Consider the following 26,054-nt stretch of genomic DNA (forward strand, 5'->3'; position numbering starts at 1 on the left):
TCCACCAGAAACATGGGTTGTGCCGTGTGCCGGACGCGCTGCGCGAAGCCGTACAACAGAAACCTCTGAAAATTGGATTTTTTTAATAAAAATAACTACTTATTGTCGCCTATTATCGTGGTAATTATCACCATAAAGCAATCGCGGACAATGAAAGTTCTTATTTTAGGCGCCGGAGTCATCGGCATTACCAGTGCTTATTACCTGGCTCACCAGGGCCACGAAGTCACCGTGCTCGACCGCGAGGCAGGCCCGGCGCTCGAAACCAGCTTTGCCAACGCCGGACAAGTATCCTACGGCTACTCCTCGCCATGGGCCGCGCCCGGGGTTCCGCTCAAAGCCCTGAAATGGATGTTCGCCGAACATCCTCCCTTGTCCATCCGCCCCGACGGCACCCTGTTCCAGTTGCGCTGGATATACCAGATGTGGCGCAACTGCACGGCAGGCCGCTATGCCGTCAACAAAGAACGGCTCGTACGGATTTCCGAACACAGTCAGCATTGCCTGCATGAACTATGCGCGCAGACCGGCATTGAATATGAGGGGCGGCAAAAAGGCACTTTGCAGGTATTTCGCACCCAGAAACAAATGGACGGGATTGGCGCCGACATTCAGGTATTGCGAGAAGCCGGCGTCGCTTACCAGGAACTGTCGCGGCAAGAGCTTGTCAATGCCGAGCCGGCCCTGGCATCCAGCCAGGACAAACTGGTGGGTGGCCTGCGCCTGCCCGACGATGAAACCGGCGACTGCAATCTGTTTACGACGCGCCTGGCCGCGCTTGCCGAAGGCCTGGGCGTGAAATTCCGTTACGGGGTCAATGTTCTGCGCATCGAGCACGACGGCAATAAAATCAGCGGTGTGCAGTGCTCGAACGAAGTCGTACGCGCCGATGCCTATGTTGTGGCATTGGGCGCCTATTCGACCACACTGCTCAAGGACATGGTCGCTCTGCCTGTCTATCCCCTCAAGGGCTACTCCATTACAAGCTCCATCGCCGACGAAGCGGCCGCCCCCGTTTCCACCGTGCTCGATGAAACCTATAAAATTGCGATCACCCGTTTCGACAAGCGGATTCGCGTGGGCGGCATGGCGGAAATCGTCGGTTTCGACAAGACGCTCAAAGAAAGCAGAAAAAAAACGCTGGAGATGGTGCTCGGCGATCTCTTTCCCGGCAGCTACCAGGCCGACAGTATCTCGTTCTGGGCCGGCCTGCGGCCGAAAACACCCGACAGCACGCCGATTATCGGCGCCACCCGGATCAGCAATCTGTTCCTCAATACAGGGCACGGCACGCTGGGCTGGACCATGGCCTGCGGCAGCGGCCAATTGCTATCCGACATCGTCTCGGGGCTGCCCACCGCCATCCGCAGCGACGATCTGTCCGTACTCCGCTACCAGTAACCACCGCATACAAGCGCAGACACACCGGCATTTAAACCGTATACTAGTTTCCACGCAGGGGTACTCGTTGATTCAACGGGTTGAGAAAAACCCTCGTACCAGTACGGATAATGCCGATGCTGGGAGCGCTCTTCACGAGATCCATCCCGATTCGGCTCCAGCTATTTATTTTTTGGAGCACACCTTGAACGCCAACCCCAAATTCCTGGCCGCCACCGCCGAAGTCGACGCGGCCGCCATACATCCCCTCCCCCAATCGCGCAAAACCTACCAGCAAGGCTCGCGCCCCGATATACAAGTTCCATTTCGCGAAATCACGCAAAGCGATACGCCCACGATGTTCGGCGGCGAAACAAATCCGCCGCTGATCGTCTACGACACCAGCGGCCCCTATTCCGATCCCGCCATCAAGATTGACATCCGCAAAGGCCTGCCGGCCTTGCGCCAGGCCTGGATCGAAGAACGCGGCGACACCGAACAGCTCGGCGGGCCCACCAGCGAATACGGCCAGGCACGATTGCAGGACCCCAAGCTCACCGCCATGCGCTTCGAACTGCACCGCCCCCCCCGCCGCGCGCGCGCCGGGGCCAATGTCTCGCAAATGCATTATGCGCGACGCGGCCTGATCACTCCCGAAATGGAATTCGTCGCAATCCGCGAAAACATGCGCCGCGAACACTACATCGAGGCATTGCGCGCCAGCGGCCCCGACGGCGAGAAAATCGCCAAACGCCTGCTGCGCCAGCATCCCGGCCAGTCGTTCGGCGCTTCGATCCCGACCACCATCACACCGGAATTCGTGCGCGACGAAATCGCCCGCGGCCGCGCGATTATCCCGGCCAATATCAATCATCCGGAAATCGAGCCCATGGCCATAGGCCGCAATTTCCTGGTGAAGATCAACGCCAATATCGGCAACTCGGCCGTCAGCTCCAGCATCAGCGAAGAGGTCGAGAAAATGACCTGGGCCATACGCTGGGGCGGCGACACCGTCATGGACTTGTCCACCGGCAAGCATATCCACGAAACCCGCGAATGGATCATTCGCAACTCGCCGGTACCCATAGGCACCGTGCCCATTTACCAGGCGCTGGAGAAAGTCGACGGCAAGGCTGAAGAACTCACCTGGGAAATCTTCCGCGATACGCTTATCGAACAGGCCGAACAGGGTGTGGACTACTTCACCATTCACGCCGGCGTTCGCCTGCCCTTCATCCCCATGACGGCTGATCGCATGACCGGCATCGTATCGCGCGGCGGCTCGATCATGGCCAAATGGTGCCTGGCGCATCACAAGGAAAGCTTCCTGTACGAACGCTTTGAAGACATCTGCGACATCATGAAGGCGTACGACGTCAGCTTTTCGCTGGGCGACGGCCTGCGCCCCGGCTCGGGCTACGACGCCAACGACGAAGCGCAGTTCGCCGAGCTCAAGACCCTGGGCGAGCTCACGCAGGTCGCCTGGAAACACGATGTCCAGGTCATGATCGAGGGCCCCGGCCACGTGCCCATGCACCTTATCAAGGAAAACATGGATCTGCAGCTCGAGCATTGCCACGAGGCTCCTTTCTATACACTTGGCCCCCTGACCACCGATATCGCCCCCGGCTACGACCACATCACCTCAGGCATAGGCGCGGCGCTCATAGGCTGGTACGGCACCGCCATGCTGTGCTATGTGACTCCCAAGGAACACCTGGGCCTGCCCAACAAGAAAGACGTCAAGGACGGCATCATTACCTACAAGATCGCCGCCCATGCCGCCGACCTGGCCAAGGGACACCCCGGCGCCGCCATACGCGACAATGCCTTGTCCAAGGCACGCTTCGAGTTCCGCTGGGACGACCAATTCAACCTGGGCCTGGACCCCGACACGGCCAAGGATTTCCACGATGAAACCCTGCCCAAGGATTCGATGAAGGTGGCCCATTTCTGTTCCATGTGCGGCCCGCATTTCTGCAGCATGAAGATAACCCAGGACGTACGCGAGTATGCCCAGCAATTGGGAATCGACCAGCAGCAGGCGCTGCAGCAGGGCATGCAGGAAAAAGCCATCGAGTTCGTCAAGAAAGGGGCGGAAATCTATCACCAGGCCTGACGATTGGACTCGGAGTGCCGCCGCATCCATCCCATTCGGGGCGAATGCGGGCGATCCGCATCGATAAAGAGCCCATAGCTAAGGATGGCGACAATAGAAAAGGGCGGCCACAAGGGCCGCCCTTTTTACCTCACCAGCACCAAAACTTACTGCTTGACGGCATACAGATACAACTCGACGCGACGATTCATTGCGCGCCCGGCAGCGGTATTGTTGTCGGCAATTGGATTGCCGGCGCCGCGGCCTTCAACAGACAGACGATTTGGCGCCACGCCCTGCTGGCCGAGGTAGTTGGTCACGCTTTGGGCGCGATTGACCGACAGGGTCTGGTTGGTCGCGGCCGAACCGGTGCTGTCGGTATAGCCGATAGACTTGGCGCGCAGTTCAGGATGCTGGACAAGGGCGCGAGCCACGCTGTCGAGCACTGGCAACAAGGCTGGCTTCAAGGTATAACGCCCCGTATCGAAGGACACATTGCTTGGGATATTGACCCGCAGCGTGCCATCGGGCATTTCGGTGACATCGACGCCGAGATTCTTGGCGCCCGATTTTTGCACATCGTTCTTGATGCCCGACCAGTTATAACCGACGACCCCGCCGGCCACGGCACCAATACCGGCGCCAATCAGGGCGGCACCGCCTGTATTTCCGATCAAGGCACCCAGGCCGGCGCCCAAAGCGGCACCTGCACCCGCCCCGACCGCCGTTTTACCCCCCGTGCTCATGTCATTCATCTGGGCACACCCTCCCATCAAAGCAACCACGCTGAGGCATGCGGCGACTCGGCTAACACGCATAGATACGTTCATTTAATTCTCCTTGTGTCCATCGGTAAGCAGGATGATCTCTGCTGACAATATGCTAGCAAGCTCCATCGACCGCGAGTGTTACATTTTAATTCTGTCGACCAAACTTGACGTTATTTTGCATGGCATGCTTAAAAAATCTTGGCGCCCGAGACTTTGACAATGTCCTTGTATTTGGCCAGATCGTGCTTGACCAGCTCGGCAAAGGCTTCGGAAGTGGTCGGTTTGGCATCCGACCCCATGACCAGCAGGCTTTTACGCACCGCCGGATCCTCCAGCGCCTTCACATAGGCCTTGTTCAGTTTATCGACCACGGCTTTGGGAGTACCGCCCGTGGTGAACACTCCAAACCAGGTACCCAGATCGAAATCCTTGATGCCTTCCTGCTCCATGGTGGGCAATTTGGGATAGATCGACGAGCGCTGCGCCGTGGTTACGGCCAGGGCCTTGACCTTGGACTCGTTGATCAGCCCCGCGGCCGAAGCCAGATTATCGAACATGAAATTGGCCTGCCCGGCCAGCAAGGCCAGCTTGGCCGGGGAAGCTCCCTGGTACGGCACATGCACGGCGTCGATACCGGCCCGCACGTTCAGCAGGGCTCCAGCCAGATGGCCCGCGCTGCCATTGCCGCCCGAAGCAAAATTGAGCTCTCCGGGATGGGCCTTGGCATAGACGACGAGGTCGTGTACCGAATTGATATGGTGCGCCTCGGCAAATGCATTATTGACGATCAGCACATTGGGCACAGCTGCCACCAGCGTTACCGGCTCGAAGCTCTTGACCGGATCAAACGGCAATTTGGGATACAGCCAGGGGTTGATCGAATTGATAGCCACCGCCCCCATCATCAGCGTATAGCCATCGGGCTTGGCCTTGGAGACAACGCTCGCACCAATATTGCCACCCGCGCCGGGACGGTTCTCTACGACCACGGTTTGCCCAAGCTCGGGCTGGACTTTCTCCGCCAGAAGCCGGGAAATGGTATCCAGCGGGCCTCCCGGCGAATACGGCACGATGAACTGCAGGGGATGGGAGGGGAAATCGGCCGCCATGGCGCTGGGTATCGCGGCTGAAAAAGCCGTGCATGCAACCAGGCCTGCGGCAAGAGACATGGGCCATGATTTGAAACTGAACGACATGGGGAATTCCTCATTAAAAGCAAGAAATAACATGGTAACAAAATTGTAAGGACTCAATACTAGAGTATTTTTGGTTCGAGTGGTTACGGCACTCGATGGATTGGTAGCTTTGGCATTTACGGTTTGGTCTTTAAAGACGCCGTCTATCGGGGCTTGGGGTCAGGACCGGCACGGCGTGCTTGATCCGGATCTACCTCGTCCAGGCGGGCGTCGGGCGAACTCGCCCAGCCTCGCGAGGCTGGGCTCAGACAGCGCCCGCCGAAAGCCCCCGCCTTCCCTACGGTAGCATCCGGCGCACGCCTTACGCCGGTCCTGACCCCAAGCCCCGATAGACGGCTCACGTGATGGCATGCCTGGAATGAACTTGCCGACTCAGCGTATACCTCGATGCATAGCCCCAATGCCTCTCTCTATGCATTGCCTCAACGCAAGCCGCAGGGTGGGTGGTGCTGTACAGTCCGGCGGTAGTCCAGCGCCGGGTGCTGACGAAGGGAAGGCGGGGGCTTTCGGCGGGCCCTGTTTGAACGGAGCCGCGCCAGCGGCGTAGTGAGTTGGCCCGACGCCCGCCTGGACGAGGCAGACCCGGGTAGTCGGCTAGCGCAGCTAGCCGACCGCTGGACGTGCCGGACTGCACAGCACCGCCCACCCTGCGGCGTCTCAATAGAGATACGATCGCGCCCACACAGACAACACAGTCCAAAGCCACAGATCAAGCCAACAACCAGCCCAAAACGACAGATCAATGCAAAATCTGGCTCAGGAACAACTGCGTACGCGCATTTTTGGGGTTGTCGAAAAATGCATCGGGCGTATTCTGCTCGATGATCTCGCCCTCATCCATGAAAATCACCCGATCGGCCACTTTCCGCGCAAAACCCATTTCATGAGTCACGCACAGCATGGTCATGCCCGACTCTTCAGCCAGCCCCACCATGACATCCAGAACCTCTTTGACCATCTCCGGATCAAGCGCCGACGTGGGCTCGTCAAACAGCATAATCTTGGGACTCATGCACAAAGACCGGGCAATCGCCACGCGCTGTTGCTGACCACCCGAAAGCTGCCCGGGAAACTTCCGGGCCTGATCGGGAATACGCACGCGTTCCAGATACTTCATGGCCGCCGCCTCGGCTTCGGCCCGGGATTTCTTGAGCACCCAGATCGGCCCCAGAGTCAGATTCTCGAGCACCGTCAAATGCGGAAACAGATTGAAGTGCTGGAACACCATGCCCACATCGCGACGCACGATCTCGATATGCTTCAAATCGCTGGTCAACTCGATGCCATCCACCATTATGCTGCCCTGCTGATGCTCTTCAAGGCGATTGATGCACCGTATCATGGTGGACTTTCCCGAACCCGATGGCCCGCAGATGACAATCCGCTCGCCCTGCGCAACATCCAGATTGATATCGCGCAATGCATGAAACTGCCCATACCACTTATTGACACCCTTCAGGCTCACAATTGCCTCGGACATGCCCGTACTCCCCGTTAAACCCGCCACTACACACGGCAGCGCCGTTGCTAGCGCTGATTTCCTGCCTGCAAGGATCTCTCCAGAGAACGGCTATAGCGAGAAATCGAAAAGCAGAATGCAAAATAAATCAGCGCGATGAATAAATAGGTTTCGATATCGAAACCCCGCCATGCGGCATCGGCCAGCGCCGCCTTGGCGGCCTGGGTCAAATCGAAAATACCAATAACCACAACCAGGGACGTATCCTTGAACAGGGATATGAAAATACTGACCAGTGGCGGAATCACTATTTTCAGGGCCTGCGGCAAAATGATCTTGCGCATTTGCTGCCAATAACTCAGCCCCAAAGAATCGGCGCCCTCGTACTGCCCTTTGGGAATGGCCTGCAAACCGCCCCGGACGGTTTCCGCTATATAGGCCGCCGCAAAAAGGATAATGGCAATTTGTGCCCGCAGCAGCTTGTCGATATTGACGCCTTCCGGCAGGAACAAGGGCAACATGACCGAAGACATGAACAGCAGGCTGATGAGCGGCACCCCGCGGATGAGTTCGATATACACCACGCACAAGGCCTTGACTGCCGGCATGCGCGAACGACGGCCCAGCGCCAGCAACAGGCCCAGGGGAAACGCAAAGGCGATGCCGAACGTCGAGAGAATCAGCGTCAGCGGCAGCCCTCCCCAGCGACTGTCTTCAACAGGCGCCAGGCCCAGCACCCCGCCCCACATCAGCACCGCCACCGCCGCCAGCGCGACCGCCCAGATCGCCCCCAGGGCAGGACGCCAGAAACGGCGCATGCAACTGCAGACAATCACCGCGATGAGAATGACAGCTGCCAGCAAGGGACGCCACTGCTCGTCGTAGGGATAGGTGCCGAACAAGATCAGGCGATGCTTTTCAACTATGAATGCCCAGCAGGCGCCGGTTGCCGCACGACACTCTTGCGCGCTGCCGGCCGTGTAATTGGCGTTGACCAGGGCCCAATCGACCAGCCCCGGCACGAACATCAGCAGCAACCACACCAGCAAGACCGTCAGTACCGTATTGAGCGGCGATGAAAACAACCGGTTCCGGCACCAAGCCCATACCCCTCGATGCGCGTCCGGCGGCGGCAATACGCCGGACGCCCGGGCAAGGTTCGCGTTCATGTCAGCGCTCCACCAGCGCGATACGCCGGTTGTACCAGTTCATGAAAATCGAAATCGACAGGCTGACGGTCAGGTAGGCCGCCATAATGATCAATATGCCTTCAATGGCTTGCCCGGTTTGATTCAATGTCGTGTTGACCACCGAGACGATATCCGGATAGCCGATGGCCACCGCCAGCGAACTGTTTTTGGTGAGGTTCAGATACTGGCTGGTCATGGGCGGCACAATTACCCGCAAGGCCTGCGGCAGGACGACCAGGCGCAGTATGCGCGCCCGCGGCAAGCCGAGCGATCCGGCGGCCTCCCATTGCCCACGGTCGACCGCCTGGATGCCGGAGCGCACCACCTCGGCCGTAAAGGCCGCCGTATAAAAAACCAGTCCCGCCAGCAATGCCGTGAACTCGGGAGTCAGGGTCAGCCCGCCGCTGAAATTAAAACCCTTCAGATAAGGCATATCCAGGGCCAGCGAGGCGCCGCTTGCGAGCCAGCCGATAAGCGGAAATACAATCAGCACGGCCAGCGCAACCCGGCCGAAAGGGAAAATCCGCCCCGTCGCGTCCTGGTACTTCCTGGCCCAATGCCCGGTCACGACCACCGCGATAATGGCCAGGGCCAGCCCAGCCAGAATCCAATCCAGCGCATCGCCTTGCAAGGCCGGAAGCTTCAAGCCACGGTTCGATAAAAACACCCCCGGCAAAGGATGATGTGCCTGACGCGGGCCAGGCATGCTTTGGGTAATAATGGAATACCAGAAAAAAAGCTGCAACAACAAGGGAATATTGCGAAAAATCTCGATATAGGCGCCGGCCATGCGCGACAGCAGCCAGTTTCGCGACAGGCGCGCCACACCCAGGATCGTGCCCAGCAGCGTTGCCGCGACAATGCCCAGGACGGACACTCGCAAGGTGTTCAGCAAACCCACCAGGATGGCCCGGCCGTATGTGTCGGCGGGAGAATACGGGATGGACGTTTCGCCGATCGCAAAGCCGGCCTCGCGGTGCAGGAAGTCGAAACCGGTCTTGATATTGCGGGCCGCCAGATTATGCAGCGTGTTGGAAACCAGATACCAGGCAACGAAACCGACCAGACCCAGTATCATGGCCTGGTAAACCCATGAACGCACCGCCGGGTCGCTCCAGGAAAGGCGTGGACGCGATGCGGAAGGCGTGGTTTTTTTTATCGTCATAAGGTTCCAGCAGTACAGTAGGCCCAATGACAGGCCGCGCGGCATTTTGCATATTCTAAGGGCTAATGGTTACTATTAGGGCGCTCACCACGATACCCACTATGATTGAATTTCAACACGTATTTAAATCCTACGGACGCAGCCGGAATATTCTGGCAGACATCAACTTCCGCATCGAACCCGGTGAGTTTATCTTTGTCTCCGGGCCTTCCGGCGCCGGCAAGTCGACGCTGCTCAAGCTGATTGGCGGGTTCGAGCCCGCCAGCCGCGGCTCGGTGCACGTCAACGGCCACCGCATCGAAAAACTGCCTACCCGCGCGCGCCCCTATCTACGCAGGGCGGTGGGAATCATTTTGCAGGACACGCACCTGCTTTACGACCGCAACGCCATCAACAACGTCTTGCTGCCCCTGACCGTCATTGGCCTGGAAAGCAGCCTAGCCGCAACACGCGCCCGAGCCGCGATGGAAAAAGTAGGGCTTTCGGGCAAGGAAGACCTCAATCCCATCGAGATGTCGGGCGGCGAGCAGCAGCGCCTGGCCATTGCCCGAGCCATTGTCAATCGCCCGGCCATACTGATCGCCGATGAGCCCACCGCCAATCTCGACCAGGAAAGTGCCCGGCGCATCATGGAAGTATTCCGCGATTTCAACCGTGTGGGCGTCACCACGCTCATTGCATCTCACGACCGCGCCCTCATGGCCTCATACGCCACACGCACGCTGCGCATCGAGCAAGGCAAGTTCACGGACTTGCGTGGGGTGCAGGCATGACACGCTGGCTAAGGCAACACCGCTATGCGCTGCTCGTGGCAATTCGCCGCCTGCTGGCCCAACCCTTCTCATCGTTGTCCAACCTGCTGGTTATTGCGCTGACCCTGGCCTTGCCAATTATCGGCGCATCCGTCCTGGTTTCGGCCCAGCCCGTGGCCAGGCAGGTTTCGGTTTCGCCCGAAGTCACGCTGTTCCTGAAACCCAATGCGCCGGCCAATGCCGGCAAAAAAGTGCTGGATCGAATCCAGGCCGAATACCAGCGCGAGGTGCAGGCTGTACGTCTCGTACCCCGCCAGCAGGCTTTGCAGCAGCTCAAGTCGAACCCAAGCTGGGCCGATGCCCTGTCGGTCCTGCAGAGCAATCCTTTGCCCGACGCTGTCGTGATCACGCTCAAGGACGGCGCCGATCTGGCGCAGCACGCAAGCTCGCTTGCCCAGGAATGGCGCCGCTGGGATCAAATCGATGCCGTCCAGCTCGACAGCGCCTGGGTGCAAAGGCTTGAAGCCATCCTGCAATTCGTGCGCATCGGGCTGGGCCTGCTGGCCATAGGCGTCGCCCTGGTCGTCCTGGCCACCGTCTTCAATACCGTGCGCATGCAGGCGCTGACTCAACGCGAGGAAATCGGCGTTGCCCGCCTGGTGGGCGCAACCGAATCGTTTGTGCGGCGGCCCTTTTTATACCTGGGCGCGCTGACCGGTGTCGTGGCCAGCCTGATTGCCGTCCTGCTCTCGGCCCTGGCCCTGATTCCCCTCAACGCCGCGCTGGCTCGTCTGGCGCAGAGTTATGGCACCAGCCTGTCCCTGCACTTGCCCGACGGCCTCAGCCTGGGCCTGGCTGTCATAGTGGTGGCGATTTTAGGCGCCCTCTCGGCACGCTGGTCGGTCACCCGCAGCACCCGCTTCTGATGCCCGCCAACATCCAGCCCGCGATCGGGCGCTTTGCCGAAACGATAGTCCAATGGCAAAAACAGGCCGGACGTCACGATTTGCCCTGGCAGGGAACCTCCGATCCCTACAAAATATGGCTGTCCGAGATCATGCTGCAGCAAACCCAGGTCAGTACGGTCATTGCCTACTACCAGCGGTTTCTGGAGCGCTTCCCCACCCTGCAGGCACTGGCCGGGGCGACACAGGATGAGGTCATGCCTTACTGGGCGGGCCTGGGCTATTACGCCCGCGCCCGCAACCTGCACCGCTGCGCCCAGGTGCTGTGCGAAAAGTGGGGGGGCAAATTCCCCCGGCAAGTCAGTGAAATCGTGCAACTGCCGGGCATAGGGCGCTCGACCGCGGCGGCCATCGCCGCCTTTGCCTATGGTGAACGCCAGCCCATCATGGACGGCAACGTCAAACGCGTATTTACCCGTTACTTTGGAATAATCGGCAATCCGGCCGTCCGGGCAATCGAACAAGAGCTGTGGCAGACCGCCGATGCGGCGATCGATGCGGCACCGCCCGAACTGGACATGGCGGCCTACACGCAAGGCCTGATGGATCTCGGCTCAAGCTGCTGCACGCGCACGCGGCCCGCCTGCGGCCTGTGCCCGCTCGGCAGCCATTGCTATGCGCGCATCGAATCCATGCAGCGCGAATTACCTACCCCTAAAACCAGGAAAACCGGCGCCGAGCGCCAATGCAAGATGCTGATCCTGGAACACCAGGGCAAGATTCTGCTCGAACAGCGGCCTTCGCCCGGCATATGGGGAGGTTTGCGCAGCCTGCCGCAATACGACGACCTGGAGAGTCTGCAGGGAGCCTGCCTGAACTGGGGGCTGGACCCTGCGCAAGCCCGGAAAATAGCGGCGCTGCTGCACACGTTTTCACACTTCAGGCTGCACATCGAGCCCTGGTATTTGCGCAGCCCGGCCCAGTTCGTCGCCGAAACGAGACCGCAACAGGCCTGGGTCGCCATCGAAGATCTGCCCGCGGCCGCCCTGCCCGCTCCCGTCAGGAAGCTCTTGTGCGGCCTGTTCCCCGGCCCGGGGTGAACACTACGGGCGTACCGGCCGATAACGGTTGATGCTCATCAGGATTCCGCAGGCAATACCCAGGGTCAGCAAGGCCGTCCCGCCATAGCTCATGAACGGCAGAGGCACACCCACCACCGGCAAAATACCCGTGACCATGCCGATGTTTACAAACACGTAAACAAAAAACATCATGGACATGGAACCGGCCATAAGACGGCCGAACTGCGTGTGTGCCTTGATGGCAATCGATAAGCCGCGTATGACGATCAGGGCGTAAAGCACCAGCAGCATAATGCCGCCATACAGTCCGAACTCTTCGGCATACACGGCGAAAATGAAATCGGTGGTTCGCTCCGGGATGAAGTCCAGATGCGACTGCGTGCCTTGCATATAGCCCTTGCCGTAGACGCCGCCCGAACCCACGGCAATCATCGACTGTATCGTATGGAAGCCCTTGCCCAGCGGATCGGAGCTGGGATCGAGCAAGGTGCACACTCGATGCTTCTGGTAGTCATGCAATACCACCCAGCTGACGTCCGGCTGGCATATCCGCGATTCGTAATACACCAGCGAGCCCAGCCCGATCGCACCCACCACCACCAGTGGGATCAGCAATTTGAACGACAGCCCGCCAAAATAGATCACGCAGAATCCCGCGACAAATACCAGCAGCGCAGTGCCCAGATCGGGCTGTTTGGCGATCAACGCGAACGGAATCGCCAGCAACACAATCGCCACCAGAAAATCCAGGATGCGAAGTTTGCCCTGGTGCCGATGAAAATACCAGGCCAGCATCATGGGGACGGCAATCTTCATCATCTCCGACGGCTGAATCCGGCCAAATCCAAGATTCAGCCAACGGGTCGCCCCTTTGCTGGTTTCTCCCGCAAACTCCACGCCCAGCAAAAGCACAATACCGACGATGTAAAAAGGCAGCGCCAGGCGCATCAGTTGCGGCGGCGGCACCAGGGCCACCGCCCACATGACGACAAACGCAATCATGAAATTGCGCAACTGGTCGGCAAAGCGCCAGTCGGTTCCCCCCACCGCCGACTGCATGACCGTCATGCCCAGCAGGGTCATCAGGATCAGCAGGGCCAGAAGTGGCCAGTCGAACGCGGTAAGCGCCCTGATGGCCCAATCGATAATGCGCTTCATGGACGCTCCGTGGCGCGGGATTCTGTCAGTGTCAGGGCTCGCGCCGGGCCGCGAGTGGTATTGGGTGCGACAGGATCCTGCGGATCCTCCTCTTCGTCCGGAGGTTGATCCTCGGGCCGCACAACGGCATCGGGCGATTCTTCCGGAACGTCATCGGCAGCGCCTGCCGGCACATGAGGCGAAGTGTCGGCATTGTCTGCGGCTGGAGGCGGCGCGATAGGGCCGCGCGCCGTGGGCAATGCATCGGTCAGCGACGCAGGCATGGTTACCTCGTTTTCATTTTCCTTGCGGTCGGGTGAAAGCCAGTAATCGAACACCTGGCGCGCAATCGGCGCCGCCACGGTTGCGCCCCAGCCGCCATTTTCAACAATCAATGCCAGCGCAATGCGCGGATTGTCCGCCGGCGCATAGGCCATGAACAGAGCATGATCGCGCAAGCGTTCATCAACCGAACCGACATGGTATTTGGCACCCTTCAGGCTGTATACCTGTGCGGTGCCGGTTTTACCCGCGGCCTGATACTTGGCGCCCACGAATGCCCGGCGCGCCGTGCCGTATCGCACCACGTCGACCAGCGCATCCTTTACCACCTTGAGGTTCTCCGGCTTGAGCGGAATCGTGTAGGAAGGCTTGGTAACCGTGCGAACTGCCTTGCCGTTGAGAGGATTTTCCACCAGGCTGACCAAGTGCGGCTTCATGTATACACCATCATTGGCCAGCACTGCCGTGGCCTGGGCAAGCTGCAGCAAAGTAAATGCGTTATATCCCTGACCCACCGCGACCGAAACCGTTTCACCCGCGTACCAGCGCTGTTGCTCAGGTTTTTTATAGGCATGGCGCTTCCATTCCGTCGAGGGCAGCACTCCGCGCCGCTCGCCGTCCAGATCGATTCCAGTGATCTGGCCGAAGCCGAACTGCTTGGTGAAGTCGTGCAGCGCATTGACTCCAATTTCCGGGCCCAGCGAAAAAAAGTACGTATCGGACGAGACCACCAGAGCTCGGTGCATATCCGTAGGCCCATAAACAGCGCCGGCGGCATTGCGGAATTTCTGCCCGCCGAACTCGAAATAACCCGGATCGGGAATGCGCTGAGTGGCCGTCCGCTTGCCCAATTCAAGCGCGGCCAACGCCACAAACGGCTTGTAAGTCGAACCGATGGGATACGTACCATACAGCGGACGATCGATGAGGGGATGGTCGGGCGATTCGTTCAGCTTGCGCCAGTTCTCGACATCGATGCCGTCTATGAACAGATTGGGGTCGAACGACGGGGCCGATACGAACGCCAGCACATCTCCGGTTTTGGGATCGATGGCAACCAGAGCGCCCCTTTTGCCTTCGAACAATTTTTCGGCTTCTTTCTGCAAACCTATATCGAGCGACAAAACCAGATTGGAGCCAGGTACCGGATCGACGCGCCGCAAAGTACGCACTGGCCTGCCGGCCGCCGTCACCTCGACCTCTTCGAGGCCGGTGCGCCCATGCAGCGACTCTTCCCAGGTTTTCTCTATGCCTTTTTTACCGATCGCATTGGTGCCGCGATAATTGCCGGAACGCCCCTCTTCATCGAGAGTGGCCAGGTCCGCCTCCGAAATCCGTCCGACAAAACCCAGCACATGAGCAGCCGACTCGCCCTGTGGATATTCGCGCACCCAGCGCGCACGCAGCTCGACCCCCGGAAATTTATAGGCATGCGCGGCAAACCAGGCGGCCTCGGTGTCATTCAGGTTATTGCGCAGCAGAACATGGGAGTAACGCCCAGTCTGGCTCAGCCGCTGCTTGAACCTTCGACGATCGAGCGGGCTCAAATAAACCACTTGCTCCAGTGCATTGAGCATCTTGGTCATATTTCCGACGTGGGCGGGCGTCACCTCGAGGGTGTAGTCGCGATAGTTGCGCGCCAGCACCACGCCGTTGCGATCGACTATTTCGCCGCGGCGCGGCGGTATGGGCACCACGGCGATGCGATTCTGATCGGCGCGCGCCGCCAGGCCCTCGTAGCGGTCGACCTGCAGAAACCACAAGCGCCCCAAAAGCGCGCCGAAGCACAGCAGCGCAAAAACACCGGCCACCCATATACGCAAAACGATACGCCGTTTTTGGTGGTGCGATGTTTTTTTGAACTCGAACATAAAGTGATCTGTACGTGCGCCCGGCTATACCGAGCCTGAATCCGCGGCATCCAGGCGACGCTGCGGCATATGCAGCAACACGTCGACAATAGGCCAGAGCAGCACCGTCAACAATGCCGACCACAGCCACTGCCAGCCCGCCCACTGGCCCGCCAGCCAGGCATGCATCAACCGCGACACCGCTTCGGAAAATACAAACACCGGCAACAAATGTATGGCCTGTATGACTGCGCCAAAACGTTGCAGGCGGCGGGCCAATGCAATCGCGCCATAAGCCACCAGCGTATAAGTGAGGGCCTTTTCGCCCAGCAAGCCAGCATCGTGCACATCCATGAGCAGGCCAAATACGAACGCCGTCAGCATCGAGACGCGCTGCGGCTCGTTGAGACACCAGAAAGCGATCACCAGCAGCAGAATATCCGGGGACGGCTGCCACAGGCGCCAGGGCAAGAAGGAAATCAGCCAGACCAGCAGCAAAGTCCCCCAGACAAACAGAGGATGGGCGGGCCGCTTGAATGGCGCGGCATCGATGGGCTGCAGGGAGCTTAACGACGAACGCCCGAAGCCCCCGGTTGAGATGGCATCACTGTTCGGCTTGCGAACCATGGCTCTGGGCCTCCTGGTTAGTGTCGGACTTCGACACATCAACACGCAACACCAGGAAATGGCGATAACGCTCGGGATGAGAAAGAGGGGTCGCCACCGCCCGGCCAAAGCCGGTGGCGGCGTCGCGTTCGACCTTATCGATTTTAGCCACCGACAGGCCCGCCGGGAACAAACCGCCAATACCGCTGGTGATCAGCGTGTCGCCAGGCTCGATATCGACATTGGTTGTCAGGTAGCGTACCTCGACCTTGCCGCTTACACTGCCGCCGAAGGCAATCAGGCGCAAGCCATTGCGCAATACCTGCACGGGAATCGATACATTATCGTCGGTCAGCAGCGCCGCTTCGGAGGTAAAAGGCGTAACACGCACAATCTGCCCCACCACCCCGCCTTCGTCGATCACCGGCATCCCCGGGCGGATCCCGTTTGCCGTTCCCTTGTTGAAAACAAGATGGTGAACAAAGGCATTCGGCGGCTCGTACAGTACTTCGACGGCCACCGAAGACTGCTTGACCGTATCGGCCACATTGAGCAGGCGGCGCAATTGCTCGTTTTCGGCGGAAAGCTGGGCTGCATGGGTGGCGATCTGGGCAAGTTCGATGCGCTGTCGCTGCAACGCTTCTTGTTCGGTGCGGGCCAGCGCGGCCGCATCGGCCCAGTTGTTGAAAGCGGCTACAGCGTCGCGCGGAGCCAGCACCAGGCGCTGAAAAGGATATATGACCACCGAAATGGCCTGGCGGGCCGGGTCGAGGATGCGCCAGCGGGCATCGACCACCAGCAGCGACAGAGCCAGTACGACCAGGACGAAAACCCGGAACTCGGCAGTCGGTCCATGCCTGAACAGCCTGATCGTCCTATTGTATTGCATGGCAATTGTTGCGCCTCAAGCCGCTCGGCGCACTCCCGGGGGCACCCGAACCCGAACTGAATTAATCGTAAATAAACACCGTGCCAAGGCGCTCGAGATGCTCGAGAGCCTCGCCGCAGCCGCGAACCACGCAAGTCAGCGGGTCTTCAGCCACGACCACCGGCAAGCCGGTTTCTTCTTGCAGGAGGCGGTCCAGATCGCGCAACAGGGCACCGCCGCCGGTCAGCGAAATGCCTTTGTCGGTGATATCGGCGCCCAGCTCGGGAGGTGTTTGCTCGAGCGCCGTTTTGACCGCCGACACGATCTGGTTGAGAGGATCGGTGAGGGATTCGAGGATTTCGTTGGACGACACCGTGAAGCTGCGCGGCACGCCTTCGGAAAGGTTACGCCCCTTTACCTCGATTTCACGGATTTCGGATCCCGGGAAAGCCGATCCGACTTCTTTTTTGATCAGTTCGGCGGTGGGTTCGCCGATCAGCATGCCGTAATTGCGGCGTATGTAATTGATGATGGCTTCGTCGAACTTGTCGCCGCCGACGCGCACCGAGCCTTTATAGACCATGCCGCCCAGCGAGATGATCGCGACTTCGGTGGTACCCCCGCCGATGTCGACAACCATCGAGCCGCTGGCGTCGGAAACGCCCAGGCCGGCTCCGATGGCGGCAGCCATGGGTTCTTCGATCAGGTAGACCTGGCTGGCGCCGGCACCCAGTGCCGACTCGCGTATTGCCCGGCGTTCGACCTGGGTGGAGCCGCAGGGAACGCACACAATAATACGCGGGCTGGGCGCGAACATGCTGCGTGGATGCACCATGCGTATGAACTGCTTGAGCATTTGCTCGGTAACGGTGAAGTCGGCGATGACGCCGTCTTTCATGGGCCGTATGGCTTCAATGTTTCCAGGTACGCGCCCCAGCATCTGCTTGGCCTCTCGTCCTACCGCCTGGATAATTTTTTTACCGTTGGAACTGCCGTCGTGGCGTATTGCCACCACCGATGGCTCGTCAAGCACAATCCCCTTGCCGCGGACATAAATCAACGTGTTGGCCGTGCCAAGGTCGATTGCCATATCGGTGGAGAAATAACTACGTAGAAATCCGAACATGGACGCTCAGTTAAGTCAGAATTAAGAAAAGCCCGCTGATTGGGGAAGGGTTCCGCATAGCCGGTTTTCACGTCACTTTGCCGCAAGGAAAGTAAGGCGGGAATTGGTTAGCGATTAAACCGACAATGATAACTTATAATTTACCTTTGTTAAGAGTCTATCGAAGCGCTGTTAATTTTTGTAACGCGTTGGCTCGCCACCCACATTCAGGTATTGCCCAGCCTCGAACCGATGCCGGACAAGCCGTTTTTTACGGTCCAGGACACACATGGCTATCACTGATCAAGATGTTGCACGCATTGCGCGGCTTGCGCGCATCGAACTTTCTGCCGAGGCCAGCCGCCGCGCGCAGGCTGAATTGAACGGTATTTTAGGCTTAATCGAGCAGTTGCAGGCGGTCGACACCAGCGGCATCGAACCCATGGCTCATCCTCTGTCGGCGCATCAGGACATCACTCTGCGCCTGCGGCCCGACAGCGCTGCGGCGACACACTCGCAGGAACAGCGCAAGGCCCTGATGGCCAACTCCCCCGCCGAAGCAGACGGCCTGTTTCTGGTGCCCACGGTAATCGAATAACTCATGTCCACTATTTCATCGCTACACACTGAATTTTCCAGCATAGAAGCTTTGCGTACGGCCTTGCAGGCCCGTCAACTCAGCGCCCTGGAGCTCGCCGACAGCGCCCTGGCGGCGGCCGAGGCCAGTTCCAGCCTGAACGCGTTCCTGCATATCGACCCCGAGCTTACCCGGGCCCAGGCGCGCGCCGCCGACGCCTTGCTGGCCAAAGGGCAGGGCCAGGCCCTTACCGGCATACCCATTGCACACAAAGATGTCTTTGTCACCCGCGGCTGGCGCACCACGGCGGCCAGCAAAATGCTGGCCGACTACACCAGCCCTTTCGATGCCACCGTTGTCAGCCGCCTGCTCGAGGCTGGCGCGGTATCGATCGGCAAGCTCAATTGCGACGAATTCGCCATGGGTTCCGGCAATGAAAATTCGGCATTCGGCCCGGTCAAAAACCCCTGGAACCGGGCTTTCGTACCGGGTGGATCTTCCGGCGGCTCGGCCGCCGCCGTCGCGGCCGGACTGGTCGCCGCCGCCACGGGCACCGACACCGGCGGCTCGGTGCGCCAACCCGCCGCCCTGTGCGGAGTAAGCGGCATCAAGCCTACTTACGGCACGGTCTCGCGTTTCGGCATGGTGGCATTCGGCTCCAGCCTCGACCAGGCGGGTCCGATCGCACGGCATGCCAAAGACCTGCTCGAGCTGCTCGACGTCATGAGCGGCTTCGACCCGCGGGACTCCACCAGCCTCGAAACCTGCGACGGCGCCGCCAACGCGCCGGGGCGAGTACGCAACGATTTCGATGCTGCAACGCAACAACAATCAGGCAAACTTCCCCTGGGCGGCTTGCGCATCGGCGTACCCACCGAGTTTTTCAACGGTGGGCTGGCCGCCGATGTCGCCCAGGCCATCGAAGCCGCCCTGCAAACCTTCGAGTCGCTGGGCGCCCGGCGCGTCAGCATCTCGCTGCCGCGTACCGAGCTTTCGATTCCTGCCTATTATGTGATTGCCCCGGCCGAGGCTTCGAGCAATCTGTCGCGCTACGACGGGGTACGCTACGGCCACCGCGCGGCGCAGTACCGCGATCTGGCCGATATGACCAGCCGCTCGCGTGCCGAAGGCTTCGGTGCCGAAGTGCTGCGTCGCATCATGGTCGGCACCTATGTCCTTTCCCACGGCTATTACGATGCCTACTACTTGCAGGCCCAGCGCGTGCGCCGCATGATCGCCAACGACTTCCAGCAAGCCTTTGCCCAGCATTGCGATGTCATCATGGGTCCCGTCACCCCCTCCGTGGCCAAGCCCATCGGAGTCAATCGCGACGACCCGACCGCCGACTGGCTAGCCGATGTTTATACGCTGGGCGTAAGCCTGGCCGGTCTGCCGGCCATGTCGATCCCCTGCGGATTCGGCGGAGCGCCCAACTCGCTGCCCATCGGGCTGCAAATCATCGGCAACTACTTCAGTGAAGGACGGCTGCTGGCCATAGCAGATCGTTTCCAGCAGACTACCGACTGGCATCAACGCAAACCGGAACAGCAATAATGGAATGGGAAATCGTGATCGGGCTGGAAACACACACCCAGCTCTCCACCGAATCGAAAATCTTTTCGAACAGCAGCACACGATTCGGGTCGGCGCCAAACACGCAAGCCAACGAAGTCGACATGGCATTGCCGGGCAGCCTGCCCGTCATGAACGTGGGTGCGGTTGAGCGCGCCATCCAGTTCGGCCTGGCCGTGGACGCCCAAATCGCACCTCGTTCCATCTTTGCCCGCAAAAACTATTTCTACCCCGACCTGCCCAAAAACTATCAGATCAGCCAGTATGAAATCCCGGTAGTCCTGGGCGGCAAGCTCAGCTTTTTTGTCGACGATCAGGAAAAGACCGTTAATCTTACCCGCGCCCACCTCGAAGAAGACGCGGGCAAGTCGCTACATGAAAACTTCACCGGTCCGCATGGCGAATCGTCCACCGGCATCGACCTGAACCGCGCCGGCACACCCTTGCTGGAAATCGTTTCAGAACCGGAAATGCGCTCGGCCGCCGAGGCGGTTGCCTACGCGCGCACGCTGCATGGCCTGGTCGTCTGGCTGGGTATTTGCGACGGCAATATGCAAGAAGGCTCGTTTCGCGTCGACGCCAACGTGTCGGTGCGCCCCAAGGGGCAGGCCGAATTCGGCACCCGCTGCGAAATCAAGAACCTCAACTCCTTCCGTTTCATGGAACGCGCCATCCAGTACGAAGTACGGCGCCAGATCGAACTGATCGAAGACGGCGGCACGGTACGGCAGGAAACACGCCTGTACGACTCCGACGCCGACGAAACACGCACCATGCGCAGCAAGGAAGATGCGCATGATTACCGTTATTTCCCGGATCCCGACTTACCGCCGCTGGTCATCGCCGATAGCTGGATCGAACAGGTCAAAGCCTCGATGCCAGAGCTGCCGGCCCATAAACGGGCCCGTTTCGAACGGGAATTCGAACTGACCGGCTACGACGCGGCACAGCTGACCATAGATCGCGATAGCGCCAGCTACTTCGAGACCGTCGCTTCCCTGTTGCCGCAAGGCCAAGCCAAGCTGGCCGCCAACTGGGTCATGGGAGAACTCTCGGCCGCGCTCAATCGCGACGAAATCGCGCTGGCCGACAGCCCGGTCGCACCGGCGGCGCTGGCCGCGCTGATTGCGCGCATCATCGACGGCACCATCTCGAACAAAATAGCGCGCGATGTCTTTGCCGCCATGTGGTCGGGCGAACAGAAAGGCGATCCCGACGCCATTATCGAGGCGCGCGGCTTGCGGCAAATCAGCGACACCGGCGCCATAGGCGCCCTCGTCGACGAAGTGCTGGCCGCTCACCCGGCCATTGTCGAAGAGTTCCGGGCCGGCAAGCAAAAAGCCTTCAACTCTTTGGTCGGCCAGGTAATGAAAGCCGCCAAGGGCAAGGCCAACCCGCAGCAGGTCAACGATTTGCTGAAACAAAAGCTGGGCTGAACCACGGCGGCGCCTCTTGCGGGTGTCCGTGGCCAACGGGTCGGCAGCAATGGGCGGGCACAGGGCCGGCTTGCGTCAACCGAAGCGGAAACTCGACGCGGTAATTCCGCCAAAGGCGTGAGTTTCGTGATAAATGCAGGTTGCCGCTTCGTTTTCGGCCGCCCCCACCGCCACCATGAGGGGAATCAGGTGGTCTTCGCGCGGATGGGCCTGGCGCGCGGAAGGAGCCGCAGCCCATTTTTCAAGCTGCGCTATCCGCTGGTCGATGGGTCCCTGCACCACTACCTGTTGCAGCCATGCATCGAACTGCGCCGAGGGCAGCGTGCCCCCCGCCCCCATATTGCGCAGATTGTGATAGCTCAACCCGCTGCCCAGGATCAGGATATCTTCATCGCGCAACGGGGCCAGAGCCCGGCCCAGCGCAATATGGACCGACGGATCGTAATGAGCCTCGATCGACAACTGCACAACCGGCACGTCCGCATCGGGATACATCACGGCCAGGGGGGCGAACGTACCGTGATCGAAGCCTCGCTCGTGATCGATCTGCACCGGCAAACGCGCCGCCTGCAGCAAATCGTGCACGCGTCCCGCCAGGCCGGGCATGCCCGGCGCGGGATACTTGACCTGATAGGTGTGCGCCGGAAAGCCGTAATAATCGTAGAGCATGGGAGGCTGGGGATGCGCCATCACCTTGAACCCGGCCTGCGTTTCCCAATGCGCCGATACGGCCAGTATGGCTACCGGACGCCGGGGCAATTGCTGTGGGATATTGCGCAGCGAAGCCGCCAGCAAGGCATTGCTTTCCTGCGCCTCGGGCATGTACGGCCAGGGGCCGCCGCCATGGGAAATAAAATAGCTGGGCATCTTCACGATGACGCTCCTGAAAATTCTTCGTTAAGCCTTGTTGCGCAGACCGTCCAGGCTCCAGGCGCCAGCGCCGGCGGCAACCAGGAACAGGAATACAAAGCAGAATAAAACCGCCGCATCGCCTCCGTTCAAGGACGGGGCCAGAACATGTCCCTGGCTGGCATGCGCCATGAAATAGGCAACCGCCATCTCGCCCGAAACAATGAACGCCGCGAACCGCGTAAACAGGCCGACCAGAATGAGAGTGCCCATGACCAGTTCCAGGACGCCGGCCAGGCCCGGCAGCGAAAACAGCTGAAGATTATCGAACATGGCCACATGCGGTATATGAAGCAGTTTGGCGCTGCCATGAGAGAGGAACAGATATCCGGCAACAATGCGGAGCAAGGCCTGCGCACGTGAAGCCCAGATTTGACAATTGGCGTTTGACATAATGATCCCGTATAAAAAAGAAAATAAATTGTGTATGTTCAGCAACGTAGCGCGACTCGCCGCCGGGAAACCGGCATGGAATCACGAATTCCTGCAACACGGGCAAAGTTTACAAAAATCCTATTAAGAAATATACGTCTATATAATTAACAATTCATTTCCTGACAGGAAACAATGGATACATTGCTAAGCCTCAAGGTTTTCTGTGAAATTGCCGCCGGCGGCAGTTTTGTCGCGGCGGCGCGGCGCCTGTCTCTATCGGCGCCCATGATCAGCAAACACATGGCCCATCTGGAAAAAGAGCTGGGTGTAAGGCTGCTCAACCGCACCAGCCGGCGCGTCAGCCTGACCGAGGCTGGCGCACTCTATTATGAGCAATGCCGGGCCGCCCTGGACACACTCCTGCTTGCCGAAACCGCCATCGGAAGCAGTGTGGAAGTGCCGCAGGGCATTCTCAAGATCACCGCCCCCGTCTGGTTCGCCAACCCGCGCGTGGTACGGATCATGGCCGAATACAAGCGACGTTACCCCGAAGTCGTACCGGATCTGCATTTTTCCAACCGCAAGGTCGATATGGCAGCCGAGGGCTACGACCTGGCGCTGCGCGTCACACGCGACCCGTCCCCTCACCTGATCGTTCGGCGCATCTGCGAAGTGCCCTTTTATCTGGTGGCCGCGCCTGCCTACCTGGCGGCCCACGGAATCCCCAAAACCATATCGGATCTGAGCCATTACGGCGGAATACTGCCCAATTACCTCAATACCGAAGGCTTCGAGTTCGACGGCCCCAAGGGCAAGGCGCTGATTCGCCTCACCCCCCTGATGAAGTCCGACGACACCACATTTTCCTGTCATGCCGTGTGCGCGGGCGCAGGCATCGGCTTCCTGCCATCCTGGCTGATCGAGGAAGACCTGCAGCGCGGCACGCTGACACGGGTGTTGCCGCAGTACCATCAGGCGCCGCAAGAGCTCTATGCCACCTACGTCAGCCGCAAATACCTGACCCCGAAAGTACGCACCTTCATCGATTTCCTGACCGAACCCCTGTGCCAGCAAGTCCTGGCCTCTACCCCTCTGCCACCATAAAAAGCCAGAATCATCGATAATGGCGCTTTTAATTCCCGACTTTCCCGCCATGGCCGACCCTACTCAGAACCGCAAAGATTTTGTACGTTTTTCCCTGGAACAAGGTGTGTTGCGCTTTGGGCAATTCAAGGTCAAATCGGGGCGCCTGAGCCCCTATTTTTTCAATGCGGGCCTGTTCAACTCCGGTTTGTCGGTGGGCCGCCTCGCCCGGTTCTATGCCCAGGCGCTGATCGACTCCGGCCTGCAATTCGATATGCTGTTCGGCCCGGCCTACAAGGGCATCCCCTTGTCCACAGCTACCGCCATCGCATTGGCCGCCCACCCCGCGATGGCCGGCCGCGATGTGCCCTTCGCCTTCAATCGCAAGGAAGCCAAAGACCACGGCGAAGGCGGCACGCTCGTCGGCGCCCCCTTGCAGGGCCGAGTGGTCATTATCGATGACGTCATTACCGCAGGCACCTCGGTACGCGAATCGGTCGAAATCATCCGCCAGGCCGGCGCCCAGCCCGCCGCCGTCCTGATCGCCCTGGACCGCATGGAACGGGCCGGGGCCGACGACGCCCTGTCGCCGCACTCGGCCGTACAGGACGTCAGTAAAATCTACAACATGCCCGTTGTCAGCATCGCGTCCCTGGGCGACATAATGGGAGTGCTGGATCACGACTCGCAACTTGCCGAACACCGCCCAGCGGTGGCCGCGTATCGCGCCAGGTACGGAGTACAAGACAACTGAGGCCGAGCGCAGCCCGCGCGCCGGCCGGACCTCCGCAGCTCAACAGCCAATCAAGGACACTGCTTTGCTACGCATCACTTCACTCAACGTCAACGGCATCCGATCCGCCTTTCGCAAAGGATTGCAACCCTGGCTGGCCAGCCAGCAGGCCGATGTGGTGTGCCTGCAGGAAATCAAGATCCACGCGGACGATCTCAGCGACGATCTGCTGCACCCGCCGGGCTTCAGCGGGCATTTCTATCATGCCGAAAAAAAGGGCTACAGCGGCGTAGGCCTGTATATGGCCAAACCCGCGCAGGCCGTTACCACAGGCATGGGCTGCGACGAATTCGACAACGAAGGCCGCATTATCCGCGCCGACTGGAAAAACCTCAGTGTCGTCAGCGCCTACCTGCCCTCAGGCTCGAGCGGCGACGAACGGCAACAGGCCAAATATCGTTTCCTCGATCATTTTGCGCCCTGGCTCGACACCATGATGAAAGAGTACAAAAAAACCGGGCGCGAATTCGTGATCTGCGGCGACTGGAATATTGCCCACCATGAAATCGACCTGAAAAACTGGAAAGGCAATCTGAAGAACAGCGGTTTCCTGCCCGAGGAACGGGCCTGGCTCAGCAAGGTCCTGAGCGAAATGGGCTGGGTCGACGTATACCGCCAATTGCATCCGGACACCACCGGCGAGGCTTACACCTGGTGGAGCAATCGCGGCCAGGCCTGGGCCAAGAACGTTGGGTGGCGCATCGATTACCACATCGCCACGCCCGGCATTGCCGCCAAGGCAGTCAGCGCGGCGATCTACAAGGATGAACGCTTCAGCGACCACGCGCCGCTGACGATCGATTACGACTGGGGCACCTAGGAATCTCGACGGGGCCGCTGGACGACCCTCACCTTCCCGCTGTTTCCGCCGCCGCAAAAGAACTGATCGCCGCCGTCGGACTCAAGCCCCGACACGCCCACCCCAGGCGGCATCTCGAGCCTCTCCAGGACGTCTCCGGTTCCAGGGTCGATCCGCCTCAACTCGCTGGCGTCATCTTCCCACGTGCCGTGCCAGAGATCACCATCGACCCAGGTGACTCCCGTGACATGGCGATTGGACTCGATAGTACGAAGAATCTCCCCGGTCCGGGGGTCGATTTGATGGATCTTCCGGTCTTGATACTGCCCCACCCAGAGCGTGCCTTCGGCCCATGCCAGCCCCGAGTCGCTGCCGCCACCGGGGGCCGGGATCGTGGCGAGCACATGGCCGGTCGCCGGGTCGATCTTCTGGATGTGATCCTTGACGATCTGAAACAGGTGCTGGCCGTCGAAGGCCGTTCCCGCCTGCGCGGCGACATCAATCGAACGCTGTGTCGTCCCGCCGGCTGGATCGAAGGCGCACAACTTGTCTCCGGCTGCAAACCAGACTTGCCGGCCGTCATACGCGACCCCTCCCACATTGCCGACATCCGGAAAGGGCCCATATTCACGCGTGATTTTGGCTGCTGATCGATTCATGCTTGC

General features: G+C 59.8%; 24 protein-coding genes. 11 read left to right on the top strand and 13 right to left on the bottom strand.

Features of this window, described 5'->3' with window-relative positions:
- The first annotated feature begins 150 nt into the window (after nucleotides 1-150).
- Both LSG25_RS12100 and thiC read left to right on the top strand, forming a co-directional pair.
- Nucleotides 151-1,401, top strand: coding sequence for a D-amino acid dehydrogenase (locus LSG25_RS12100; protein ID WP_232741184.1), 1,251 nt, complete (start codon nucleotides 151-153; stop codon nucleotides 1,399-1,401).
- A 184-nt stretch (nucleotides 1,402-1,585) separates the two neighbouring features.
- Nucleotides 1,586-3,499 (top strand): phosphomethylpyrimidine synthase ThiC, encoded by a 1,914-nt coding sequence (thiC, locus tag LSG25_RS12105; RefSeq protein WP_232741185.1) that lies wholly within the window; start codon nucleotides 1,586-1,588, stop codon nucleotides 3,497-3,499.
- Nucleotides 3,500-3,645: 146 nt separating this feature from the next.
- Here the strand turns inward: thiC and LSG25_RS12110 are convergent, their stop codons facing one another.
- The 5 genes from LSG25_RS12110 to LSG25_RS12130 form a co-directional block, all read right to left on the bottom strand.
- Nucleotides 3,646-4,308, bottom strand: a complete 663-nt coding sequence (locus tag LSG25_RS12110; RefSeq protein WP_370635863.1) for an OmpA family protein — start codon at nucleotides 4,306-4,308, stop codon at nucleotides 3,646-3,648.
- A 128-nt stretch (nucleotides 4,309-4,436) separates the two neighbouring features.
- Nucleotides 4,437-5,444, bottom strand: coding sequence for a Bug family tripartite tricarboxylate transporter substrate binding protein (locus LSG25_RS12115; protein ID WP_370635864.1), 1,008 nt, complete (start codon nucleotides 5,442-5,444; stop codon nucleotides 4,437-4,439).
- A gap of 739 nt (nucleotides 5,445-6,183) precedes the next feature.
- The gene (locus tag LSG25_RS12120; protein WP_232741186.1) at nucleotides 6,184-6,924 is read right to left on the bottom strand and encodes an amino acid ABC transporter ATP-binding protein; all 741 of its coding nucleotides are present in this window, start codon (nucleotides 6,922-6,924) and stop codon (nucleotides 6,184-6,186) included.
- Nucleotides 6,925-6,971: 47 nt separating this feature from the next.
- Complete coding sequence (locus tag LSG25_RS12125; protein ID WP_232741187.1) at nucleotides 6,972-8,072, bottom strand: amino acid ABC transporter permease; 1,101 nt, start codon at nucleotides 8,070-8,072, stop codon at nucleotides 6,972-6,974.
- A 1-nt stretch (nucleotide 8,073) separates the two neighbouring features.
- Entirely contained in the window at nucleotides 8,074-9,258 is a 1,185-nt protein-coding gene (locus LSG25_RS12130) for an amino acid ABC transporter permease (RefSeq protein ID WP_232741188.1), read from the bottom strand.
- 101 nt (nucleotides 9,259-9,359) lie between these two features.
- On the opposite strand from LSG25_RS12130, the gene LSG25_RS12135 reads away from it, so the two are divergent.
- Genes LSG25_RS12135 through mutY form a run of 3 tightly spaced genes read left to right on the top strand, consistent with a single transcriptional unit; the run spans nucleotide 9,360 to nucleotide 12,015 of the window.
- Nucleotides 9,360-10,031: a cell division ATP-binding protein FtsE gene (locus tag LSG25_RS12135; protein ID WP_232741189.1), complete on the top strand. Its 672-nt coding sequence runs from the start codon at nucleotides 9,360-9,362 to the stop codon at nucleotides 10,029-10,031.
- Nucleotides 10,028-10,936, top strand: coding sequence for an ABC transporter permease (locus LSG25_RS12140; RefSeq protein WP_232741190.1), 909 nt, complete (start codon nucleotides 10,028-10,030; stop codon nucleotides 10,934-10,936). The genes LSG25_RS12135 and LSG25_RS12140 overlap by 4 nt, the downstream gene beginning before the upstream one ends.
- Nucleotides 10,936-12,015 carry an A/G-specific adenine glycosylase gene (mutY, locus tag LSG25_RS12145; protein ID WP_232741191.1) on the top strand — a complete coding sequence of 360 codons (1,080 nt, stop codon included), beginning with the start codon at nucleotides 10,936-10,938 and terminating at the stop codon, nucleotides 12,013-12,015. The genes LSG25_RS12140 and mutY overlap by 1 nt, the downstream gene beginning before the upstream one ends.
- A gap of 3 nt (nucleotides 12,016-12,018) precedes the next feature.
- On the opposite strand, the gene rodA is transcribed toward mutY, so the two are convergent.
- The 5 genes from rodA to LSG25_RS12170 form a co-directional block, all read right to left on the bottom strand.
- Nucleotides 12,019-13,155, bottom strand: a complete 1,137-nt coding sequence (gene rodA / locus LSG25_RS12150; RefSeq protein ID WP_232741192.1) for a rod shape-determining protein RodA — start codon at nucleotides 13,153-13,155, stop codon at nucleotides 12,019-12,021.
- Nucleotides 13,152-15,287 (bottom strand): penicillin-binding protein 2, encoded by a 2,136-nt coding sequence (mrdA, locus tag LSG25_RS12155; protein WP_232741193.1) that lies wholly within the window; start codon nucleotides 15,285-15,287, stop codon nucleotides 13,152-13,154. Before mrdA ends, rodA begins: the two co-directional genes overlap by 4 nt.
- Nucleotides 15,288-15,311: 24 nt before the next feature.
- The gene (gene mreD, locus LSG25_RS12160) at nucleotides 15,312-15,893 is read right to left on the bottom strand and encodes a rod shape-determining protein MreD (protein ID WP_232741194.1); all 582 of its coding nucleotides are present in this window, start codon (nucleotides 15,891-15,893) and stop codon (nucleotides 15,312-15,314) included.
- Nucleotides 15,871-16,761, bottom strand: coding sequence for a rod shape-determining protein MreC (mreC, locus tag LSG25_RS12165; protein WP_232741195.1), 891 nt, complete (start codon nucleotides 16,759-16,761; stop codon nucleotides 15,871-15,873). Before mreC ends, mreD begins: the two co-directional genes overlap by 23 nt.
- A gap of 61 nt (nucleotides 16,762-16,822) precedes the next feature.
- On the bottom strand, nucleotides 16,823-17,866 hold the full coding sequence (locus LSG25_RS12170) for a rod shape-determining protein (protein ID WP_232741196.1): 1,044 nt from the start codon (nucleotides 17,864-17,866) through the stop codon (nucleotides 16,823-16,825).
- 268 nt (nucleotides 17,867-18,134) lie between these two features.
- On the opposite strand from LSG25_RS12170, the gene gatC reads away from it, so the two are divergent.
- The 3 genes from gatC to gatB are packed head-to-tail and all read left to right on the top strand — an operon-like array spanning nucleotide 18,135 to nucleotide 21,430.
- Nucleotides 18,135-18,443, top strand: coding sequence for an Asp-tRNA(Asn)/Glu-tRNA(Gln) amidotransferase subunit GatC (gatC, locus tag LSG25_RS12175; RefSeq protein ID WP_232741197.1), 309 nt, complete (start codon nucleotides 18,135-18,137; stop codon nucleotides 18,441-18,443).
- Between the two features lie 3 nt (nucleotides 18,444-18,446).
- Nucleotides 18,447-19,976: an Asp-tRNA(Asn)/Glu-tRNA(Gln) amidotransferase subunit GatA gene (gene gatA / locus LSG25_RS12180; protein WP_232741198.1), complete on the top strand. Its 1,530-nt coding sequence runs from the start codon at nucleotides 18,447-18,449 to the stop codon at nucleotides 19,974-19,976.
- On the top strand, nucleotides 19,976-21,430 hold the full coding sequence (gatB, locus tag LSG25_RS12185; RefSeq protein WP_232741199.1) for an Asp-tRNA(Asn)/Glu-tRNA(Gln) amidotransferase subunit GatB: 1,455 nt from the start codon (nucleotides 19,976-19,978) through the stop codon (nucleotides 21,428-21,430). Before gatA ends, gatB begins: the two co-directional genes overlap by 1 nt.
- Nucleotides 21,431-21,505: 75 nt before the next feature.
- Here the strand turns inward: gatB and LSG25_RS12190 are convergent, their stop codons facing one another.
- Complete coding sequence (locus LSG25_RS12190; protein ID WP_232744670.1) at nucleotides 21,506-22,297, bottom strand: class III extradiol ring-cleavage dioxygenase; 792 nt, start codon at nucleotides 22,295-22,297, stop codon at nucleotides 21,506-21,508.
- Between the two features lie 30 nt (nucleotides 22,298-22,327).
- Nucleotides 22,328-22,732, bottom strand: coding sequence for a DoxX family protein (locus LSG25_RS12195; protein ID WP_232741200.1), 405 nt, complete (start codon nucleotides 22,730-22,732; stop codon nucleotides 22,328-22,330).
- A gap of 174 nt (nucleotides 22,733-22,906) precedes the next feature.
- On the opposite strand from LSG25_RS12195, the gene LSG25_RS12200 reads away from it, so the two are divergent.
- The 3 genes from LSG25_RS12200 (at nucleotide 22,907) to LSG25_RS12210 (ending at nucleotide 25,410) form a co-directional block, all read left to right on the top strand.
- Complete coding sequence (locus tag LSG25_RS12200) at nucleotides 22,907-23,818, top strand: LysR family transcriptional regulator (protein ID WP_232741201.1); 912 nt, start codon at nucleotides 22,907-22,909, stop codon at nucleotides 23,816-23,818.
- Between the two features lie 49 nt (nucleotides 23,819-23,867).
- Entirely contained in the window at nucleotides 23,868-24,551 is a 684-nt protein-coding gene (gene pyrE, locus LSG25_RS12205; protein ID WP_232744671.1) for an orotate phosphoribosyltransferase, read from the top strand.
- 64 nt (nucleotides 24,552-24,615) lie between these two features.
- Entirely contained in the window at nucleotides 24,616-25,410 is a 795-nt protein-coding gene (locus tag LSG25_RS12210) for an exodeoxyribonuclease III (RefSeq protein ID WP_232741202.1), read from the top strand.
- Here the strand turns inward: LSG25_RS12210 and LSG25_RS12215 are convergent.
- On the bottom strand, nucleotides 25,407-26,048 hold the full coding sequence (locus LSG25_RS12215; RefSeq protein WP_232741203.1) for a glutamine cyclotransferase: 642 nt from the start codon (nucleotides 26,046-26,048) through the stop codon (nucleotides 25,407-25,409). The two genes, LSG25_RS12210 and LSG25_RS12215, sit on opposite strands and share 4 nt — an antisense overlap.
- Between the last annotated feature and the right edge of the window lie 6 nt (nucleotides 26,049-26,054).

Origin of the sequence: Paralcaligenes sp. KSB-10, from assembly GCF_021266465.1 — a bacterium.
Classification (GTDB): domain Bacteria; phylum Pseudomonadota; class Gammaproteobacteria; order Burkholderiales; family Burkholderiaceae_B.

Excerpts from the sequence above, each read along its gene's own strand:
- LSG25_RS12100 (WP_232741184.1), top strand. The coding sequence starts at position 151 with ATGAAAGTTCTTATTTTAGGCGCCGGAGTCATCGGCATTACCAGTGCT.
- LSG25_RS12110 (WP_370635863.1), bottom strand. The coding sequence starts at position 4,308 with ATGAACGTATCTATGCGTGTTAGCCGAGTCGCCGCATGCCTCAGCGTG.
- LSG25_RS12115 (WP_370635864.1), bottom strand. The coding sequence starts at position 5,444 with ATGTCGTTCAGTTTCAAATCATGGCCCATGTCTCTTGCCGCAGGCCTG.
- LSG25_RS12120 (WP_232741186.1), bottom strand. The coding sequence starts at position 6,924 with ATGTCCGAGGCAATTGTGAGCCTGAAGGGTGTCAATAAGTGGTATGGG.
- LSG25_RS12125 (WP_232741187.1), bottom strand. The coding sequence starts at position 8,072 with ATGAACGCGAACCTTGCCCGGGCGTCCGGCGTATTGCCGCCGCCGGAC.
- LSG25_RS12130 (WP_232741188.1), bottom strand. The coding sequence starts at position 9,258 with ATGACGATAAAAAAAACCACGCCTTCCGCATCGCGTCCACGCCTTTCC.
- LSG25_RS12135 (WP_232741189.1), top strand. The coding sequence starts at position 9,360 with ATGATTGAATTTCAACACGTATTTAAATCCTACGGACGCAGCCGGAAT.
- LSG25_RS12140 (WP_232741190.1), top strand. The coding sequence starts at position 10,028 with ATGACACGCTGGCTAAGGCAACACCGCTATGCGCTGCTCGTGGCAATT.
- mutY (WP_232741191.1), top strand. The coding sequence starts at position 10,936 with ATGCCCGCCAACATCCAGCCCGCGATCGGGCGCTTTGCCGAAACGATA.
- rodA (WP_232741192.1), bottom strand. The coding sequence starts at position 13,155 with ATGAAGCGCATTATCGATTGGGCCATCAGGGCGCTTACCGCGTTCGAC.
- mrdA (WP_232741193.1), bottom strand. The coding sequence starts at position 15,287 with ATGTTCGAGTTCAAAAAAACATCGCACCACCAAAAACGGCGTATCGTT.
- mreD (WP_232741194.1), bottom strand. The coding sequence starts at position 15,893 with ATGGTTCGCAAGCCGAACAGTGATGCCATCTCAACCGGGGGCTTCGGG.
- mreC (WP_232741195.1), bottom strand. The coding sequence starts at position 16,761 with ATGCAATACAATAGGACGATCAGGCTGTTCAGGCATGGACCGACTGCC.
- LSG25_RS12170 (WP_232741196.1), bottom strand. The coding sequence starts at position 17,866 with ATGTTCGGATTTCTACGTAGTTATTTCTCCACCGATATGGCAATCGAC.
- gatC (WP_232741197.1), top strand. The coding sequence starts at position 18,135 with ATGGCTATCACTGATCAAGATGTTGCACGCATTGCGCGGCTTGCGCGC.
- gatA (WP_232741198.1), top strand. The coding sequence starts at position 18,447 with ATGTCCACTATTTCATCGCTACACACTGAATTTTCCAGCATAGAAGCT.
- gatB (WP_232741199.1), top strand. The coding sequence starts at position 19,976 with ATGGAATGGGAAATCGTGATCGGGCTGGAAACACACACCCAGCTCTCC.
- LSG25_RS12190 (WP_232744670.1), bottom strand. The coding sequence starts at position 22,297 with ATGCCCAGCTATTTTATTTCCCATGGCGGCGGCCCCTGGCCGTACATG.
- LSG25_RS12195 (WP_232741200.1), bottom strand. The coding sequence starts at position 22,732 with ATGTCAAACGCCAATTGTCAAATCTGGGCTTCACGTGCGCAGGCCTTG.
- LSG25_RS12200 (WP_232741201.1), top strand. The coding sequence starts at position 22,907 with ATGGATACATTGCTAAGCCTCAAGGTTTTCTGTGAAATTGCCGCCGGC.
- pyrE (WP_232744671.1), top strand. The coding sequence starts at position 23,868 with ATGGCCGACCCTACTCAGAACCGCAAAGATTTTGTACGTTTTTCCCTG.
- LSG25_RS12215 (WP_232741203.1), bottom strand. The coding sequence starts at position 26,048 with ATGAATCGATCAGCAGCCAAAATCACGCGTGAATATGGGCCCTTTCCG.